19 protein-coding genes are annotated in these 17,342 nt (G+C 55.0%); 13 read left to right on the top strand and 6 right to left on the bottom strand.

The features are described from left to right. The first annotated feature begins 33 nt into the window (after positions 1–33). Positions 34–396: a hypothetical protein gene (locus tag ACMWKA_RS12150; protein WP_013096640.1), complete on the top strand. Its 363-nt coding sequence runs from the start codon at positions 34–36 to the stop codon at positions 394–396. A 157-nt stretch (positions 397–553) separates the two neighbouring features. Here ACMWKA_RS12150 and ftrA read toward each other — a convergent pair whose 3' ends face one another. Continuing rightward, a complete protein-coding gene (ftrA, locus tag ACMWKA_RS12145; RefSeq protein ID WP_414760293.1) occupies positions 554–1,555 on the bottom strand; it encodes a transcriptional regulator FtrA in 1,002 nt (333 codons plus the stop codon). 73 nt (positions 1,556–1,628) lie between these two features. On the opposite strand from ftrA, the gene ACMWKA_RS12140 reads away from it, so the two are divergent. From ACMWKA_RS12140 to zinT, 8 genes are all read left to right on the top strand, one after another. After that, positions 1,629–2,042 (top strand): rhodanese-like domain-containing protein, encoded by a 414-nt coding sequence (locus ACMWKA_RS12140; RefSeq protein WP_013096638.1) that lies wholly within the window; start codon positions 1,629–1,631, stop codon positions 2,040–2,042. A gap of 156 nt (positions 2,043–2,198) precedes the next feature. Beyond that, entirely contained in the window at positions 2,199–3,302 is a 1,104-nt protein-coding gene (locus ACMWKA_RS12135) for a cobalamin-independent methionine synthase II family protein (RefSeq protein ID WP_414760280.1), read from the top strand. A gap of 200 nt (positions 3,303–3,502) precedes the next feature. Continuing rightward, complete coding sequence (urtA, locus tag ACMWKA_RS12130) at positions 3,503–4,774, top strand: urea ABC transporter substrate-binding protein (protein WP_013096636.1); 1,272 nt, start codon at positions 3,503–3,505, stop codon at positions 4,772–4,774. A gap of 24 nt (positions 4,775–4,798) precedes the next feature. Further along, positions 4,799–6,373 carry an urea ABC transporter permease subunit UrtB gene (gene urtB / locus ACMWKA_RS12125; protein WP_262816194.1) on the top strand — a complete coding sequence of 525 codons (1,575 nt, stop codon included), beginning with the start codon at positions 4,799–4,801 and terminating at the stop codon, positions 6,371–6,373. Continuing rightward, positions 6,373–7,446: an urea ABC transporter permease subunit UrtC gene (gene urtC, locus ACMWKA_RS12120; RefSeq protein ID WP_038980651.1), complete on the top strand. Its 1,074-nt coding sequence runs from the start codon at positions 6,373–6,375 to the stop codon at positions 7,444–7,446. Before urtB ends, urtC begins: the two co-directional genes overlap by 1 nt. Beyond that, positions 7,446–8,243 (top strand): urea ABC transporter ATP-binding protein UrtD, encoded by a 798-nt coding sequence (urtD, locus tag ACMWKA_RS12115; RefSeq protein WP_013096633.1) that lies wholly within the window; start codon positions 7,446–7,448, stop codon positions 8,241–8,243. Before urtC ends, urtD begins: the two co-directional genes overlap by 1 nt. A gap of 9 nt (positions 8,244–8,252) precedes the next feature. Then, positions 8,253–8,951, top strand: coding sequence for an urea ABC transporter ATP-binding subunit UrtE (urtE, locus tag ACMWKA_RS12110; protein WP_020688612.1), 699 nt, complete (start codon positions 8,253–8,255; stop codon positions 8,949–8,951). Between the two features lie 53 nt (positions 8,952–9,004). After that, entirely contained in the window at positions 9,005–9,643 is a 639-nt protein-coding gene (gene zinT / locus ACMWKA_RS12105; protein WP_414760279.1) for a metal-binding protein ZinT, read from the top strand. Between the two features lie 46 nt (positions 9,644–9,689). Here zinT and ydeE read toward each other — a convergent pair whose 3' ends face one another. Next, entirely contained in the window at positions 9,690–10,907 is a 1,218-nt protein-coding gene (ydeE, locus tag ACMWKA_RS12100; RefSeq protein WP_414760278.1) for an efflux MFS transporter YdeE, read from the bottom strand. A gap of 193 nt (positions 10,908–11,100) precedes the next feature. On the opposite strand from ydeE, the gene eamA reads away from it, so the two are divergent. Continuing rightward, positions 11,101–12,000: an O-acetylserine/cysteine exporter gene (eamA, locus tag ACMWKA_RS12095; RefSeq protein WP_057071881.1), complete on the top strand. Its 900-nt coding sequence runs from the start codon at positions 11,101–11,103 to the stop codon at positions 11,998–12,000. A gap of 37 nt (positions 12,001–12,037) precedes the next feature. Here eamA and marB read toward each other — a convergent pair whose 3' ends face one another. Genes marB through marR form a run of 3 tightly spaced genes read right to left on the bottom strand, consistent with a single transcriptional unit; the run spans position 12,038 to position 13,124 of the window. Further along, the gene (marB, locus tag ACMWKA_RS12090; protein ID WP_013096628.1) at positions 12,038–12,256 is read right to left on the bottom strand and encodes a multiple antibiotic resistance protein MarB; all 219 of its coding nucleotides are present in this window, start codon (positions 12,254–12,256) and stop codon (positions 12,038–12,040) included. A 32-nt stretch (positions 12,257–12,288) separates the two neighbouring features. Then, complete coding sequence (gene marA / locus ACMWKA_RS12085) at positions 12,289–12,669, bottom strand: MDR efflux pump AcrAB transcriptional activator MarA (protein WP_008502237.1); 381 nt, start codon at positions 12,667–12,669, stop codon at positions 12,289–12,291. 20 nt (positions 12,670–12,689) lie between these two features. Further along, positions 12,690–13,124 carry a multiple antibiotic resistance transcriptional regulator MarR gene (gene marR, locus ACMWKA_RS12080; RefSeq protein WP_013096627.1) on the bottom strand — a complete coding sequence of 145 codons (435 nt, stop codon included), beginning with the start codon at positions 13,122–13,124 and terminating at the stop codon, positions 12,690–12,692. A 256-nt stretch (positions 13,125–13,380) separates the two neighbouring features. Between marR and ACMWKA_RS12075 the strand changes: the two genes are divergently transcribed. Together ACMWKA_RS12075 and ACMWKA_RS12070 are read left to right on the top strand one after the other, a co-directional pair. Continuing rightward, on the top strand, positions 13,381–14,046 hold the full coding sequence (locus ACMWKA_RS12075) for a MarC family NAAT transporter (protein WP_013096626.1): 666 nt from the start codon (positions 13,381–13,383) through the stop codon (positions 14,044–14,046). Between the two features lie 186 nt (positions 14,047–14,232). Beyond that, positions 14,233–15,075 (top strand): lysozyme inhibitor LprI family protein, encoded by an 843-nt coding sequence (locus ACMWKA_RS12070; protein WP_414760277.1) that lies wholly within the window; start codon positions 14,233–14,235, stop codon positions 15,073–15,075. An 81-nt stretch (positions 15,076–15,156) separates the two neighbouring features. On the opposite strand, the gene ACMWKA_RS12065 is transcribed toward ACMWKA_RS12070, so the two are convergent. Further along, positions 15,157–16,353, bottom strand: a complete 1,197-nt coding sequence (locus ACMWKA_RS12065; protein WP_044158412.1) for a sugar transporter — start codon at positions 16,351–16,353, stop codon at positions 15,157–15,159. A 175-nt stretch (positions 16,354–16,528) separates the two neighbouring features. Between ACMWKA_RS12065 and ACMWKA_RS12060 the strand changes: the two genes are divergently transcribed. Beyond that, positions 16,529–17,317 carry a PhzF family phenazine biosynthesis protein gene (locus tag ACMWKA_RS12060; protein ID WP_020688617.1) on the top strand — a complete coding sequence of 263 codons (789 nt, stop codon included), beginning with the start codon at positions 16,529–16,531 and terminating at the stop codon, positions 17,315–17,317. Positions 17,318–17,342 lie beyond the last annotated feature (25 nt).

Here is a 17,342-nt window from a genome sequence, read left to right as displayed (position 1 = left end):
AGATTTCTCTGACAAAGGAATGGATCTGATTCAATGAAAAAAGTCATGTCAATAGCGCTTCTGGTGGTTGCCGTTGGGGCTGTTGTAGGTATGAACGTTAACTGGAGTGGCGAACCGGATTATATTCAGTCAGCGGAAGCTCGGGTCGGTTCTTATTTAACCAGCGACTACGGACGCGTGGCGTGTAATAGCAAGCAAATTGATGACGAGCGTTGGGAATTAGGGTGTACCAATCCGTCGAAAAGTAAAACATTCCAGTTTGCTGTTTTCTCAGCAGATAAAGCACCGTATGGCGTCTCGCGTCCATTCTATCTGGAAGCGATTAACGAGGATGCAAAACAGAGCGCGGAACAGGGCCTGATGCGCTACCTGCAAATTAATACCAAAGCGGGTTAATGGCTCTGTTTAGCTTTTGTTGAGTTCAGGCATGTTAGGTTGTTATTGATCCGCTGCCCGGCATGGAGTGTCGGGACGTAGACATGAAAATACAAATCTATCCATGCAAGCATTTACCGCCAGATTATGGCGGTTTTTTTTGCCTGCAAACCGGCCATCAGCGTGGCGGGCGGGCAAACTGTTTACGGTACTGGGCAGGGGAAAGCGCGAACTGCTGGCGGAAATGGTGACGCAGGGTCGCTGCCTGTCCAAATCCGGTTTGTTCAGCAATGCTGTCGATGCTGAGATGGCTGCTCTCAAGATAATCTTTTGCCCGTAACAGTCGTTCATTAAGCAGCCAGCGCGCAGGCGTGGTGCCTGTGGCAGCCTGAAAGCGGCGCAAAAAGGTGCGCTGGCTCATGCCGACGCGACGCGCCAGCGAATCCACGCTGTGAGAAACGCTCAGGTGGTTGTGCAGGAAGTCGAACAACTGTCCCAGTCGCTGGCTCTCCCGCAGCTGTGCCACCGGGCGACTCAACTGCTGCGGCTGGGAGCCATCCCGATGGGGAGGGATCACCAGACGGCGCGCGACGCTGTTGGCGGTTTCCATACCGTAATCCCGTCGCACCACATGCAAACAGAGATCGATGCCTGCCGCGCTTCCCGCAGAGGTCAGAATATCGCCTTCATCCTGATACAACACATCCTCGACCACGCCGATCGCCGGATAACGGGCTTTCAGCGCCTCAATATAGCGCCAGTGGGTGGTGGCTTTACGCCCGTTCAGCAGACCCGACGCGGCCAGAACAAACACCCCGGAACAGATAGAAAGCAGCTGGCAACCGCGCGCATTGGCCCGGCGTAAGGCCTCGGAGAGCGCCGCGGGAACAGGCGCATCCATCCCTCGCCAGCCCGGCACAACGATCAGGTCTGCCGATTCCAGCAGATCAAGCCCCCCGTCGGTCAGGATGCGGATCCCACCGGTTGCCCGAAGCTCACCGTCATCAATGCCCGCCACCGCAAAACGATACCATTCGTCGCCCAGCTCGGGACGTGGCAAACCGAAGATTTCCACCGCCACGCCAAATTCAAAGGTACACAAACCGTCATAGGCCAGTACCACCACCAGCGGGCGGGAAACCTGTCTTAAGTTTGTCATCTTTTTGCTGTTTTCTGGCATAAGCGGACGCATTCACGTGATCAATTTCTGGATAGAGTAGTGTTAACACAAACGCCAAAGATGAGGAAGGATCATGAGTTATGTTACTGAATTTCCGGCTGCCGAGCCGCAGGAAGCCGTTACCCATTTTCTGCGTCGCCTGAGCGTCGAAACAGACTGTGCCGATGTGCACCATGCGCTGACGAATAACGAGCAGGACTTTGTGTTGCTGCATGTTGTCGGGAAACCTGAGCAGTTTGCCCGTCGTCATGTGCCCGGCGCGATACATATGCCCTGGAGCCAGATCACTGAGGCGCGCATGGCGCAGTGGCCGGCCGATACGCTGTTTGTGGTGTACTGCGCGGGGCCGCACTGTAACGGCGCGGACAGAGCCGCACTGAAGCTGGCGCGTCTCGGACTGCCCGTGAAAATCATGATTGGCGGCATCACCGGCTGGGAGGACGAACAGTACGCGTTTGCCAGTAGCGAAACCGCTGCCGCGTTGTGAACATGAATAAATTTCAACTGTCGTGAAATTTTCTCGTTTGCCGGGATACAGCAGGTATGTCATCTTTTTTGGACATTTAGACATCCAGAAGTCTAAAGCTTCAAGAGATGAATTATCACTGCTGGCAATTATCGCCGGCAGACAGAGGAGATTTCCATGCAGCGACAGCACGCCCCATACCGCGCCGATGTAGTCGGCAGTTTTTTACGCCCGGATGCCATCAAACAGGCTCGCCAGCAGTTTGCCCGCGGTGAGATTGATGCCGGGCAGCTTCGCGCGGTGGAAGATGACGCGATCCGCCAGGTGGTCGAACAGCAGTGCGCCTGCGGCCTGCACGTGGTCACCGACGGTGAGTTCCGTCGCGCCTGGTGGCACTTCGATTTCTTCGATGGTTTGCAGGGGGTTGAGCGTTACGATTCACAGCAGGGCATTCAGTTCAACGGGGTGCAGACCAAAGCGCACGGCGTGCGCGTCACCGGCAAGCTGGGCTTTGGCGATCATCCGATGCTGGAAGACTTCCGCTACCTGAAAAGCATCAGAGGCAACGCGCAGCCAAAAATGACCATTCCCAGCCCGAGCGTGCTGCACTTCCGTGGCGGTCGCAAAGACATCGATGCGACGGTCTATCCTGATCTGAATGACTATTTTGACGATCTGGCCATCACCTGGCGCGACGCCATCCGGGCATTTTATGATGCAGGCTGTCGCTATCTGCAACTGGATGATACCGTCTGGGCCTACCTCTGTTCGGATGACCAGCGTCGTCAGATCCGCGAGCGCGGGGAAGATGCCGATGAGCTGGCGCGTACCTATGCCCGCGTGCTGAACAAGGCGCTGGAAGGAAAACCAGACGATTTGACCATCGGTCTGCATGTCTGTCGCGGTAACTTCCGCTCCACCTGGATTTCCGAAGGCGGCTATGAGCCGGTGGCCCAGGTGCTGTTCGGCACGGTGAACGTCGATGCCTTCTTCCTGGAGTACGACAATGACCGTAGCGGTGATTTCGCACCGCTGCGCTTTGTCCGCCCGGGCAAGCAGCAGGTGGTACTTGGGCTGATCACCACCAAAAATGGCGAGCTGGAAAACCCTGAAGGGGTGAAGGCGCGCCTGGAGGAGGCGGCCAGATACGTGGCAAAAGAGCAGATCTGCCTCAGCCCGCAGTGCGGTTTTGCCTCCACCGAAGAGGGCAACACCCTGAGTGAAGCCCAGCAGTGGGACAAAGTGCGTCTGGTCACGCAGATCGCCAGCGAAGTCTGGTAATCCCGTCGTCACAGCGCTGCATTATAAAAGTGCAGCGCTGTACCATTCTGAGTCGTTCTCTTTACATCCCGCGTTACACATCCTGCAATAGCACGTTATTCATCCTGGCATCCTTTTTGCTCCTGTTTCGCTGAGACATTTTTCCGCGTCCATGCCGTAACGGACGTCTTCGCACAGCGTTCTTTTTCAGGAGTGAAAATATGCACCGTCGTACATTATTAAAAGCCTTCGCGTTGTCTGCGTCAGTCGTTGCTATGGGGATGAGTTTTGGCGCGCAGGCGGCCGATACCATCAAAGTGGGGATTATGCATTCGCTCTCCGGCACGATGGCGATCTCAGAAACGCCCCTGAAAGATGTCGCCCTGATGACGATTGACGAGATCAACGCCAAAGGCGGGGTGCTGGGTAAAAAACTGGAGCCAGTGGTGGTTGACCCGGCCTCTAACTGGCCGCTGTTTGCCGAAAAAGCGCGTCAGCTGCTGAGCCAGGATAAAGTGGCCGTGGTGTTTGGCTGCTGGACCTCGGTGTCACGTAAATCCGTACTGCCGGTGTTTGAGGAGCTGAACGGTCTGCTGTTCTATCCGGTGCAATACGAAGGCGAAGAGATGTCGCCGAACGTCTTCTATACCGGTGCGGCGCCAAACCAGCAGGCCATTCCGGCGGTGGAGTACCTGATGAGCGAAGACGGCGGTAGCGCTAAACGCTTCTTCCTGTTGGGCACGGATTACGTCTACCCGCGAACCACCAACAAGATCCTGCGCGCCTTCCTGCACTCCAAAGGCGTGGAAGACAAAGATATCGAAGAGGTCTACACCCCGTTCGGGCACAGTGATTACCAGACCATTGTCGCCAACATCAAGAAATTCTCCGCAGGCGGTAAAACCGCGGTGGTCTCCACCATCAACGGCGATTCTAACGTCCCGTTCTACAAAGAACTGGCTAACCAGGGACTGAAAGCAACCGATGTCCCGGTGGTGGCGTTCTCCGTTGGCGAAGAGGAGCTGCGCGGGATTGACACCAAACCGCTGGTCGGCAACCTGGCCGCGTGGAACTACTTCGAGTCCGTCGATAACCCGACCAACCAGGCCTTCGTGGCGGACTATAAAGCCTATGCCAAAGCCCATAAGCTGCCTAACGCCGATACCGTAGTCACCAACGACCCGATGGAAGCCACCTATGTTGGGATCCACATGTGGGCGCAGGCGGTAGAGAAAGCAGGCACCACCGACGTGGATAAAGTGCGCGCGGCCATGGCCGGACAGTCCTTTAAGGCACCCTCCGGCTTTACGCTCACCATGGATGCCACCAACCATCACCTGCATAAGCCGGTCATGATCGGTGAAATCGAAGGTAACGGTCAGTTTAACGTGGTCTGGCAGACGGAAGAGCCGGTACGCGCCCAGCCGTGGAGCCCGTTCATCGCCGGGAACGATAAAAAGCCCGATCAGCCGATGAAGACCGCCAGCAACTAAGCCATTACTGCAGGGAGAAAAGTCATGAACGCCATGCGCATGATGATCGCTATTGTATGGCTTACCGGGCTGCTGCCAGGGATGGCGCAGGCATCGGATGCCGATCAATTTGTTGCCGCCAGCCGCAGCCAGCAGGCGGATATGCTGACCCGCTGGGCTCTCGCGCCGGATGCCGCAAGACTGCCGTTACTGCAGGCGCTGCAAAACGAAAATCTGTTTGCCGACAGCCAGAAACATGCCTTTGCGCGACGCAATGGCGAGATGGTGGCGCTGGGAGATTCCCCTGCTGCAGAAGGGCAAACCAAAGCCGTACGCCTGACCAATCGTCTGCGTGTGCTGGCCGCCACGGCCAACGCTACGCATCAGCTTATCAGTGACAACGTCACGCAGCGGCGTGCCGCCGCGCACCAGTTACAGCGGGATGCGCAGCCGGAAATGATCGGCCTCCTGCAAACGCGGGTAAGCAGTGAAACGGACGATGTGGCGCGCCAGTCGCTGCTGCTGGCGCTGGCTAATCTCCAGCTCGCCAGCCCACAGGCTGACGTGCGTCTTCAGGCTATTGAACGGCTCGGGCAATCTGACGACCCGGACGTGCCATCCCGACTCATGCCATATACCCAGACGCAAACCGAACCGGATGCCCGCGTGCGTGCCGCCGCCGGGGAGAGCCTGAGCCAAATACAGCACCGTCTGATGTGGGGCGATCTCCTCGGGCAGGCGTTTATGGGGCTGTCGCTGGGCTCGGTCCTGCTGCTGGCGGCGCTGGGGCTGGCGATCACCTATGGGCTGCTGGGTGTCATCAACATGGCGCACGGCGAGATGCTGATGCTTGGGGCGTACGCCACGTGGATGGTTCAGCAGATCATGGCCAGCGTCACGCCTCAGTGGCTGGCGCTGTATCCGGTCGTCGCGCTGCCTGTCGCCTTCTGCCTGACCGCAGGCATCGGGATGATCCTTGAACGCACCGTGATCCGCCATCTCTACGGTCGTCCGCTGGAGACATTACTCGCCACCTGGGGTATCAGCCTGATGCTGATTCAGCTGGTACGCATGACGTTTGGCGCACAAAACCTGGAGGTGGCAAACCCGGCCTGGCTGTCCGGCGGGGTGCAGGTGTTTGCCAACCTGACGCTACCGTGGAACCGCATTGTGGTATTGGGCTTTGTGCTAATGGTGCTGTTCTTCACCTGGCTGGTCCTGAATAAAACCCGTCTCGGCCTGAACGTGCGTGCGGTAACGCAAAACCGCAGCATGGCGGCCTGTTGCGGGGTGCCGACCGGGCGTGTCGATATGCTGGCGTTTGGTCTGGGCTCCGGCATTGCCGGTTTAGGCGGCGTGGCGCTCTCCCAGTTGGGCAACGTCGGGCCGGAACTGGGCCAGGGTTACATTATCGACTCCTTCCTGGTGGTGGTTCTTGGCGGCGTTGGACAATTGGCGGGGAGCGTGGCGGCGGCGTTTGGCCTTGGGATCTTCAACAAAATTCTTGAGCCGCAGATGGGGGCCGTGCTGGGCAAAATCGTCATTCTGGTGGCCATCATTCTGTTTATTCAGAAACGTCCGCAGGGATTGTTTGCGCTGAAAGGGAGGGTCACTGACTGATGAGCCAGCCACTTACCTTAAAACTGGCGCGAAAAGCGCCACGCACAACGCAGATAGCAGGCAGCCTGCTGGTGGCGTGTTTGCTGATATTGCCGTTCTTTGCGATGTTGCCCGCCACCCATCCGCTGGCGCTGTCGACCTGGATGCTGACGCTGCTCGGCAAAATCCTGTGCTACGCCATCGTTGCGGTGGCGCTCGATCTGGTATGGGGATATGCCGGTATGCTCTCGCTGGGTCACGGGATCTTCTTCGCCCTGGGCGGATACGCCATGGGGATGTACCTGATGCGCGAGGCCGCGGGCGATGGGCTGCCCGCATTTATGTCGTTTCTCTCCTGGAGTGAACTGCCGTGGTTCTGGTGGGGAACCCAGCACTTTGCCTGGGCGCTGGTACTGATTGTGATGGTGCCGGGGCTGCTGGCGCTGGTGTTTGGCTGGTTTGCCTTTCGCTCAAAAATCAAAGGGGTTTATTTCTCGATCATGACGCAGGCGCTGACCTACGCGGGGATGTTGCTGTTCTTTCGCAACGAAACCGGGTTTGGTGGCAATAACGGTTTTACCGGTTTTACCACGTTGCTGGGGTTCTCCATCACCGCGACCACGACCCGTATCGCGCTGTTTCTGGCGACCGTCATGTTGCTGCTCCTCACGCTTGGCATCGGCTTTGCCCTCGCCAGAAGCAAGTTTGGCCGTATTCTCACCGCCGTGCGCGACGCTGAAAACCGCCTGACGTTTTGCGGCTACGATCCGAAGGGATTTAAGCTGCTGGTATGGACGCTTTCCGCCATGCTGTGTGGCCTGGCGGGAGCGCTCTATGTGCCGCAGGTCGGGATTATTAACCCCGGTGAAATGTCGCCGACCAACTCCATTGAGGCCGCCATCTGGGTAGCGCTGGGCGGCCGCGGCACGCTGGTTGGCCCGGTCATTGGTGCGGCGCTGGTGAACGGCGCGAAGAGTTTCTTCACCGTCGCAATGCCGGAATACTGGCAGCTGTTTCTCGGGCTGATTTTTATCGCGGTTACGCTGTTTTTACCGCGCGGCGTCTACGGCCTGTTTCGTAAGGGAGAGAAATAATGCAGCCAGCAGAAGGATTATTCACTCGCCAGTTGCCCGGGGATCGCTATCGCGAGCAGACGGATCCGGTGCTGCAGCTGGATAAGATCAACGTCAACTTCGATGGGTTTCAGGCGCTGACGGATCTCACGCTGAACATCGGCGTGGGGGAGTTGCGCTGCGTGATTGGGCCAAACGGCGCGGGAAAAACCACGCTGATGGACGTGATCACCGGCAAAACGCGGCCGAAAAGTGGCAAAGCCGTTTATGACCAGTCGGTAGATCTGACCCAGCTTGAGCCAGCCGCCATTGCGCGCCAGGGGATTGGCCGCAAGTTTCAGAAACCGACGGTATTTGAGGCGCTGACGGTATGGGAAAACCTTGAGATTGCCATGAAAACCGACAAGTCCGTCTGGGCAAGCCTGCGGGCCAAACTCAACGGCGAGCAGCGCGATCGTATTGATGAGATGCTGGTCCTGCTGCGGCTTGCCGGTGAACGCGACCGTCGCGCCGGGCTGCTTTCGCACGGGCAAAAACAGTTCCTCGAGATCGGTATGCTGCTGGTCCAGGATCCGCATCTGCTGTTACTGGACGAACCCGCCGCCGGGATGACGGACGCGGAGACCGAGTACACCGCCGAGCTTTTCCGGACCCTGGCAGGCAAACACTCATTGATGGTGGTTGAACATGACATGGGGTTTGTTGAAACCATTGCCGATCGCGTGACCGTACTGCATCAGGGACAGGTGCTGGCAGAAGGCTCGCTTCGCGAGGTGCAGGCCAACGAACAGGTGATTGAAGTCTATCTGGGACGCTAAGGAGCCTTGATGTTACAGGTTAACGAACTGAATCAATATTACGGTGGAAGCCATATTCTGCGCGGCGTGAGCTTTGAGGCTATCACCGGCGAAGTGACCTGCCTGCTGGGGCGCAATGGCGTGGGTAAAACCACGCTGCTGAAGTGTCTGATGGGGCTGATCCCGGCGAAAACGGGTGAGGTTATCTGGCAGGGGAAAAAGATCACCCACAGCAAGCCGCACCAGCGGGTGCAGTCTGGCGTGGCGTATGTACCGCAGGGACGTGAGATTTTCCCGCGCTTAACCGTGGAAGAGAATCTGCTCATGGGGCTCTCGCGCTTTTCAGCCCGCGAAGCAAAACATGTCCCGGAGGAAATCTGGCAGCTTTTCCCGGTATTAAAAGAGATGAAGCATCGACGCGGAGGCGATCTCTCTGGCGGACAACAGCAGCAGCTGGCGATAGGTCGCGCCCTGGCGAGCCGTCCGCAGCTGCTGATCCTCGATGAACCTACCGAAGGCATTCAGCCCTCGGTAATCAAAGAGATTGGCCACGTGATCCGCCAGCTTGCAGACCGGGGGGACATGGCGATCCTGCTTGTGGAGCAGTTTTATGACTTTGCGGCAGCGCTGGCAGACAGCTATCTGCTCATGTCTCGCGGCACCATTATCCAGCGAGGACGGGGAGAAAACATGGAGCAGGAGGGCGTTCGCGGACAGGTTGCGATCTGAAATGTTATAATATAACATCCTCATTCTTATAAAAACGGAGTGAGGATACTGTTGTGGCTGCACATATTGGAAAATTTGCGATGACTCTGGGGGCGCTGCTGGTCAGCGGCCAGCTGTTTGCCCACTCACACGGTCACCAGATGACCGAAGCGGAGCAAAAGGCGGCAAACGGCGTGTTTGCGGACAAAGACGTTAAGGACCGGAAACTGTCGGACTGGGACGGCACCTGGCAGTCCGTTTATCCCTTCCTGCTGGATGGCTCGCTGGATCCGGTCTTCAGAAAGAAGGCGCAGAAGGATAATAAAACGTTCGACGAGATCAAAGCTTATTACCGCACGGGGTACGCCACCGATGTGGAGGCTATCGGCATCGAAAATAACGTCATGGAATTCCATAAAGGTAAAGAGGTCAGCCGCTGTCAGTATGATTACAGCGGCTACAAAATTCTGACCTACGCGTCAGGCAAAAAAGGTGTTCGCTATCTGTTTGAGTGTAAGGACGCGGGCAGCAAGGCACCGAAGTTTGTTCAGTTCAGCGACCACACCATTGCGCCAAAAGCCTCATTCCACTTCCACATCTTTATGGGCAATACCTCCCACGAGGCACTGCTGAAAGAGATGGATAACTGGCCGACCTATTATCCAAACGAGATGTACAAAGAGCAGGTGGTGGAGGAGATGCTGCACCACTAGGCTGTTGCTGTTGCCGGGTGGCGGCTACGCCTTACCCGGCCTGCGATCAGGGTTTTGTAGGTCGGGTAAGCGCAGCGCTACCCGACACGCAATCTTCACGCTTCACGCTCATTCCACGCAGGATCATCAGCCAGGCAATGACGATAGCCGCCATCATAATCATAAACAGCGACCAGTGCGGCAAATGGGTCAGGATGATGCCGGTGATCATCGGGTTGGCCGCCGCGCCGAGCCAGCCCAGCGCCTGAGCGGAGAAGTAGCTTGCTTTCATACCCGGCGGGGCAATGTTGTCGATCAACATATATTCACCCGGCGCATAAATAATCTCACCCAGCGTAAAGATGGCGGCGGCGATGCCCCAGTAAATCAGGTTTTCTCTGGAGATCATAAAGCCACCCAACCCCACGATAAAAAACAGGGTGGCGGCTGTCATCAACGGGCGAATATTGCTGGCAGAGATTTTGCGTCCGAGTGCGTACTGCAGCGTCACCACCACGGCGGCATTGACGGGCAGAACCACGGCGACCACCTTTTCGGCGAAATCACTGTCTGCATGTGCGGCCAGAACATACTGCGAAATACAGCTCGCGAACGACCCGCCGACGTATGACGCGAGCAGGCCAGAGAGCGTATACCAGAACAGCGCGCGGTCTTTCAGCAAAACCGACGGCTGCCACGTTGTCTTCTGCTCCGCGATATCTAACGCAATGCTTTTTTGCACAAAGAAGTGGATAAACCCCAGCGGCAGAGCGGCACAGAACGCGGCCAGCCAGAACGGCAGCTGCAGGCTGTACATCACCAGAAACGTGCCAAGAGGCGGCCCGATCGTCCAGCCGATGTTCAAAAAACTGTAGTTCAGCGAAAAAACGCGGGCTTTTTCACTGGAGGTCAGCACGTCGGAGAACCAGGCTTTCAGCACCGTCGAGAAAACAGAATAGGCACAGTTGATTAACGAAAAGAACAGCACCACCAGGGTGACGTTATTGACCAGCGGGATCGCCACAAAACCGGCGATAAACGCCACAATCGCGATCAACATGTAGCGCTTTTTATCGAACTTATCGGCCAGAATGCCAAACCCCAGGCTGAATACCACGCCGATGGTCAAGGCGATGGTCAGGGCATAACCAATATTCTCGACGCTCATGTTAAACACGCGCGTGAGATAAATAGTCATAAACGGCAGCGTGGCGCCACGACCGATGGTTAATAACAATGACGATGCCAGCAGCGCTGCGGTTGAGCGCCTGAGAGATGGTTTCATATTCCTGCCCGACAAATGCTTATGCTTTTTATAGTGTGTCCTAAAAGGAGTATCACGACATAAGAGGCTTGTATAGCGCCCAATTTATCCGTAAGTGCTTCAACTGCCTGCCAGAATTAATGATCTTCTCGCGACGCACTTTTTTCTGTTACCTTGAAGTGTTAACAAATTATTAATAAATCAGGGGCAGGGTATGACGCGTAAAGACGGATTGCTGGCACTGCTGGTGGTCATCGTATGGGGACTTAATTTTGTGGTCATCAAAGTGGGGTTGCATAACATGCCCCCGCTGATGTTGGCCGGTTTGCGCTTTATGCTGGTCGCCTTCCCGGCACTGTTTTTTGTTGCCCGCCCGAAAATCCCGCTAACGCTGCTGCTGGGTTATGGCCTGACCATCAGCTTTGGCCAGTTTGCATTTCTGTTCTGCGCCATTAAGTTCGGTATGCCTGCCGGTCTTGCTTCGCTGGTGCTGCAGGCGCAGGCGTTCTTCACCATCATTCTCGGTGCGTTTGTTTTTGGCGAGCGTTTACAGGGCAAACAGCTGGCGGGGATCACTCTGGCCGTGTTTGGCGTGCTGGTGCTGATTGAGGCCAGCCTGAATGGTCAACACGTGGCGTTGCTGGGCTTTATGCTGACGCTGGCAGCGGGGCTGAGCTGGGCCTGCGGCAATATTTTCAACAAGCTGATCATGCAGCATGAAACACGCCCGCAGGTCATGTCGCTGGTGGTCTGGAGCGCGCTAATCCCGATTGTGCCGTTTATGATGGCCTCGCTGATTTTTGATGGCCCGGCGGTGATGCTGACGAGTCTGGTTGAAATCGATCTCACCACTATTCTTTCACTGGTCTACCTGGCGTTTGTCGCCACCATTATCGGGTACGGGATCTGGGGTTCTCTGCTGGGGCGCTACGAAACCTGGCGCGTGGCGCCGTTATCACTGCTGGTGCCGGTTGTCGGGCTGGCGAGCGCTGCGATTTTGCTGGACGAAAAGCTGAGTGCATTACAGCTGCTTGGCGCGGTGCTGATCATGGCCGGGCTGTATATCAACGTGTTTGGCTTACGCGTGCGTCGGGCGGCGCGAGTGCGGAATTAGGGCAGAAAAAAGCCCCGCATCGGCGGGGCAAAACGAATCAGAAGCCGTGCTGATTATAATAAGGCACGCCTAATTCGTCGGATTTGTCGCTACCAGACCCCATGTGGTTGAAATCATAAGGGGACTGGCTATGTGCTGACGGCAAAATCATCGTGTCATGATTATTTTGCTGCGTTGCACGAGGGGGTTGCTCCGCGAAGGTCTGGCTGGAAAAAAGCACCAGCAAGGCGAGGGCGGCGGAGGCGGTAACGTTCATGATTTCCTCGGTTACGTCTTTACAGGCGATGATTAACTACAATGTTTTAGCGGATAAAGGTATCGGGATTCACCCGGCACGCTGGTGATACGATACTTATGAGGCGGCACGTCGAAGTAGTTCTTAAACGTACGCGTCAGGGTCTGTTGCGATTCAAACCCGTATCGCTCCGCCAGATAAAGGATCGGTTCATTGCTTTCTTTCAGTTTTTGGGCAATTTCCGTCAGCTTGCGGCTGCGAATATATTGACCTAATGAATGACCGGTCTCTTTTTTAAACATCCGTTGCAGGTGCCATTTGGAGTAACCTGAACGCTCTGACACTTTTTCAAGGGAGAGCGGCGATTCCAGGTTATCTTCGATCCAGTCCAAAATGCTATGAATAGTGATAGCGTCAGTATTGCGTCTGGACATCGTCATACCTCTTTTTCTGTTTACGGCAGTATTTTCTTAAGCAAAAGCTCAAGCGTTGCCACTTCCTCTGCCGTTAAGTTTTTTGTTAGTTCCTGATGCAGTGTTTGTCCTACTAATTGATGACATTGTTCACACATATCCGCACCGTCGCTGGTGAGTGTCACCAGGACGCCGCGCTTGTCATTCGGGTTAGGGCTTCGTTCTATCCATCCTTTACAGACGAGACGATCCAGCATGCGGGTCAGCGCGCCCAGATCGACAGAGAGCACCTTTTTTAACTCAACCGGGGTGATACACACCTGGCAGCGAATGGAGCACAGCACTTTAAACTGCGTTGCGGTGATATCCAGCGGCGACAGATAGTCATTCAGCAGGCGGTCTTTTTTCTGATTAACCAGATGAATAAGACGACCCAGCGGAACAACGTCGTTGAAGATATCACTGGTGCTTTTCACAATGGTTGCCCTGGCAAGTAGTTTAATCACGGCAGATATTATTGCTCAGGCAAGTATAAGTCAACTGAATGGATCTGCGGATGCCACGAATTGCTAAAACGTTTCATGAACTTTTGTTGAGGTCTTTCAAATCATACAGATAACGCAGGGTTATCGTTCCTTTATGAAAATAATCGTTACGTTGCGTGAATGGCTCAATGTCACACTTTCACCCTATAATTGCGGTGATAAACATGGATAAGGACAACGACGCACTATGTTGGATTTGATAAAAGCAATTGGTCTTGGGCTGGTGGTATTGCTGCCGTTGGCCAACCCGTTAACGACGGTAGCGCTTTTCCTCGGGCTGGCAGGGAATATGAACAGCGCAGAGCGCAATCATCAGTCGATGATGGCCTCAGTGTATGTGTTCGCCATCATGATGGTGGCTTACTACGCCGGTCAGCTGGTGATGAATACCTTCGGGATCTCCATCCCGGGTCTGCGTATCGCCGGGGGGCTGATTGTGGCCTTTATCGGTTTCCGCATGCTGTTTCCGGCGCAAAAAGCGCATGAATCGCCTGAAGCGAAGAGCAAATCCGAAGAGCTGGAGACCGAACCGAGTGCGAATATCGCCTTTGTACCGCTAGCCATGCCGAGCACGGCAGGGCCAGGGACCATTGCGATGATCATCAGTTCTGCCTCAACGGTACGTGACGGCACTACGTTTCCGGACTGGGTCGTGACCGTAGCGCCACCGCTGATATTTGCACTGATCGGCATTATTGTGTGGGCATCGTTGCGCAGTTCCGGGGCAATTATGCGCTGGGTCGGCAAAGGCGGTATCGAGGCGATTTCCCGTCTGATGGGGTTCTTGCTGGTATGTATGGGCGTGCAGTTTATTATTAACGGCGTGCTGGAGATTATTAAGACTTACCACTGAGGTCATTGCCGGGTGGCGCTGCGCTTACCCGGCCTACGCCTATATCGATAATTCATGTGAATATAAATCAATTCTGAAAATTATTTCTTTCACTTATTTCTGAGTTAAAAAAAGCGCTGCCTTGCTTGCCGTGTGTTACCACTTAAAGTAACGTACTGCACTCATTTCTTCTCAGGATATATGAATATGCGTGCTAAAACGTCTCTTATTGCTTTAAGTTCTTTGTTTCTTGCATTAAATGCCAACGCTGGTCTGTTCGATTCAACACCTGATTTTAAATGCGGTCGTGAAGACGCTATTTCTGCTACGCAGTCGAAAATCAGAAATGATGCGGTTAGTAAACTACAGAAAACATATATCTCTTCACCTTCGAAATTCTATGGCAAACCGCTTAAGGATTACATTGCTAAAGTGAATGAGATCGGGCTTGTTTTAGAAAACGTCACCACAAAAACCAATCAAGATAATAAAGCGATACTTAGCTGTAATGCTAAAGTTTCACTCACCGTGCCAGCAGATATCATGAGCTACATTGGATCCCATCCGAACCAACTGGGAGGGATAACTAACGGCGATGGTAAAATTCTAAACAACAGCGTTCAGTGGGACAAATTTGTCTATTCAATGTCCCTGGCCGATAACGGTAAAGATATTTCTGTTTCATATGAATACGGAAACAGGGATTATGTTTCTGAATCATTGGCTGGGGTAACAATTCTTATTATGAATAAAAACGACCTCGAGAAGGACGAACTCATCAGTAAATTAAATAATGCCAAATATATTTTTGCTGATAGCGATAAACGTCTGAACGATCTCTGGAAGCAACTTCCTGCTTCTGTTAAAACCTCTATGAAAAAAGAACAGAATGCCTGGATTAACGAAAAAGCAAAAAAATGCGGAAAAATTAGCGACGCATCATCAGAACAAACGCCGCTCTCTGTCAGAACCGACATCTATACTTGCCAGACCAAAATGACCGACGACAGATACTATTATTTGGGTGGCAGTGAAGAAGCGGAATATTAATGCAGAACGCAATTTAATTTCACAGTCCAATTGGACTCGTAGGCCGGGTAAGGCGTAGCCGCCACCCGGCACAAACAGACGTCACCCGTGCTGCCCCTGTTCCTCCAGCGCCACCGGCCATTTACGGAAGATCAACACCGACCAGATAAGCGCCACCAGTGCCGGAATGGCCCCCAGATAGCCAATCGCCGACATGGACACGTGCAGAATCACCTGATTGCCCACCAGCGCACCCGCGCCAATGCCCAGGTTAAAAATGCCCGAGAACAGCGACATCGCCACGTCTGTGGCATCCGGCGCGAGGGCCAGCACTTTCACCTGCATCCCGAGACCGATAATCATGATCGCCACACCCCAGAACAGGCTGAGGATCGCCAGCTGGCTTTCACTGCCCGCGGCGGGCATCAGCAGCAGCAGACACGCCAGCAGCAAACCGATGGCGCTGCTCACCAGCGCTGAAGCGTGCTGATTGCCAAGCTTGCCGAAAAGAATACTGCCAATAATGCCCGCCCCGCCAAGGAGCAGCAGGAGAAGGGTGGCAAAATTGCCGCTAAAACCGGCCACCACCTGAACGAACGGCTCGATATAGCTGTAAGCCGTATAGTGGGCGGTGACCACAATAACGGTAAGCAGATAAATGCTCAGCAGCGCCGGGCGACGCATCAACAGCGGCAGGCTTTTCAGTGAGCCGGAATGTTCGCTTGGCAGCTTCGGCAGCAGTTTTACCAGACACACCAGGGTAACCAGCGCTCCCATGCCAATGGCGAAGAACGTGGTACGCCAGCCGAAGTATTGCCCCACGATACGGCCAATCGGCAGGCCCAGCACCATCGCCAGCGCGGTCCCGGTGGCAATCAGGCTCAGCGCCTGGGCGCGTTTCCCCGCCGGTGCCAGTCGGATAGCCAGCGACGCGGTAATCGACCAGAAAACGGCATGCGCAAAGGCGATCCCGACGCGGCTTAACACCAGCACCGTAAAATTCCACGCCAGGAACGACAGCACGTGGCTGGCGATAAACAACGCAAACAGCCCGATCAGTAGCTTACGCCGCTCCATCTGGCTGGTCAGCAGCATAAACGGCAGCGACATCAACGCCACCACCCAGGCGTAAATGGTCAACATAATGCCCACCTGCGCCGTTTCCATCTGGAAACTCGCTGCGATGTCAGACAACAGCCCAACCGGAACAAATTCTGTGGTGTTGAAAATAAACGCGGCAATAGCCAGCGTGACCACGCGTAGCCACGCAACCCTGCGGGAAACTGTGTTCGTTGTCATAGGGATGTCGGAGATTCGTTGCAAAAGAAGAGGAGACGATCTTAAAGCCTTGCACGGCGAAAACTCAACCATTATGTGATGCAGATCTCAATATTTACCTTATGAAAGCGGTAGCCGGAGGCAGGGTTTTCATTGAATATAAAAGAACACTCCAACAAAAACAGGCGGTAAGACAGTGCAGGAGATTGATTTTTATCTGGTCGATGCGTTTAGCAATGTGTCATTTGGCGGAAATCCGGCTGCCGTTTGCCCGCTCAAGGCGTGGCTGCCGGACGAAACGTTACTGAAAATGGCGCAACAGCATAATCAGTCGGAAACCGCATTTTTCGTCTGTACGAAAGGGGGCATTGAGCTACGCTGGTTTACCACGCTGACCGAAGTTAATCTTTGCGGTCACGCCACGCTTGCTGCGGCGTACGTTCTGTTCAATGAGCTGGACTATCCTGACTCGCGGATCCACTTCGAAACGGCCTCTGGCCGCCTGACGGTGAGCCGGGAGGGGGAGTGGCTGACGCTGGATTTCCCGGCATGTCCCACGCATGAAGAGACGCCCCCGCCGGAGATGCTCGCGGCGCTCGGTATCCGCCGCTACGTTGAAGCCCGCAAAGGCCGCGCATGGGTGGTGGTGCTGGAAGATCGCCAGCAGGTTGAAGCACTCGCACCGACAATTTCAGCCATGACGCCTGGCGAACATAAGGTTGCCGTTACGGCGCGGGGCGACGGGGATTACGATTTCGTCAGCCGCTTTTTCTCCCCCGGCGTTGCCGTCTGGGAAGATCCGGTGACCGGCTCTGCACATACCATGCTCATTCCTTACTGGAGCGAAAAATTGGGTAAAACGACGATGTTTGCCCGTCAGGTTTCCGCGCGGGGCGGCGACGTGCGGTGCGAGCTAAAAGGCTCGCGCGTGCTGATGAGCGGACAGGCGTCATGCTATTTGAAAGGCACAGTTTTTCTGCGCTAGATACCTATAACAACAGAGGAAAAGA

The organism is Enterobacter sp. 03-F-07-AD-ECC, assembly GCF_047530935.1.
In the GTDB taxonomy this organism is placed as follows: domain Bacteria; phylum Pseudomonadota; class Gammaproteobacteria; order Enterobacterales; family Enterobacteriaceae; genus Enterobacter; species Enterobacter cloacae.
Note: the sequence above shows the minus strand (reverse complement) of the source record. Positions and strands in the feature narration are given on the sequence as shown.

Excerpts from the sequence above, each read along its gene's own strand:
- ACMWKA_RS12150 (WP_013096640.1), top strand. The coding sequence starts at position 34 with ATGAAAAAAGTCATGTCAATAGCGCTTCTGGTGGTTGCCGTTGGGGCT.
- ftrA (WP_414760293.1), bottom strand. The coding sequence starts at position 1,555 with ATGCCAGAAAACAGCAAAAAGATGACAAACTTAAGACAGGTTTCCCGC.
- ACMWKA_RS12140 (WP_013096638.1), top strand. The coding sequence starts at position 1,629 with ATGAGTTATGTTACTGAATTTCCGGCTGCCGAGCCGCAGGAAGCCGTT.
- ACMWKA_RS12135 (WP_414760280.1), top strand. The coding sequence starts at position 2,199 with ATGCAGCGACAGCACGCCCCATACCGCGCCGATGTAGTCGGCAGTTTT.
- urtA (WP_013096636.1), top strand. The coding sequence starts at position 3,503 with ATGCACCGTCGTACATTATTAAAAGCCTTCGCGTTGTCTGCGTCAGTC.
- urtB (WP_262816194.1), top strand. The coding sequence starts at position 4,799 with ATGAACGCCATGCGCATGATGATCGCTATTGTATGGCTTACCGGGCTG.
- urtC (WP_038980651.1), top strand. The coding sequence starts at position 6,373 with ATGAGCCAGCCACTTACCTTAAAACTGGCGCGAAAAGCGCCACGCACA.
- urtD (WP_013096633.1), top strand. The coding sequence starts at position 7,446 with ATGCAGCCAGCAGAAGGATTATTCACTCGCCAGTTGCCCGGGGATCGC.
- urtE (WP_020688612.1), top strand. The coding sequence starts at position 8,253 with ATGTTACAGGTTAACGAACTGAATCAATATTACGGTGGAAGCCATATT.
- ydeE (WP_414760278.1), bottom strand. The coding sequence starts at position 10,907 with ATGAAACCATCTCTCAGGCGCTCAACCGCAGCGCTGCTGGCATCGTCA.
- eamA (WP_057071881.1), top strand. The coding sequence starts at position 11,101 with ATGACGCGTAAAGACGGATTGCTGGCACTGCTGGTGGTCATCGTATGG.
- marB (WP_013096628.1), bottom strand. The coding sequence starts at position 12,256 with ATGAACGTTACCGCCTCCGCCGCCCTCGCCTTGCTGGTGCTTTTTTCC.
- marA (WP_008502237.1), bottom strand. The coding sequence starts at position 12,669 with ATGTCCAGACGCAATACTGACGCTATCACTATTCATAGCATTTTGGAC.
- ACMWKA_RS12075 (WP_013096626.1), top strand. The coding sequence starts at position 13,381 with ATGTTGGATTTGATAAAAGCAATTGGTCTTGGGCTGGTGGTATTGCTG.
- ACMWKA_RS12070 (WP_414760277.1), top strand. The coding sequence starts at position 14,233 with ATGCGTGCTAAAACGTCTCTTATTGCTTTAAGTTCTTTGTTTCTTGCA.
- ACMWKA_RS12065 (WP_044158412.1), bottom strand. The coding sequence starts at position 16,353 with ATGACAACGAACACAGTTTCCCGCAGGGTTGCGTGGCTACGCGTGGTC.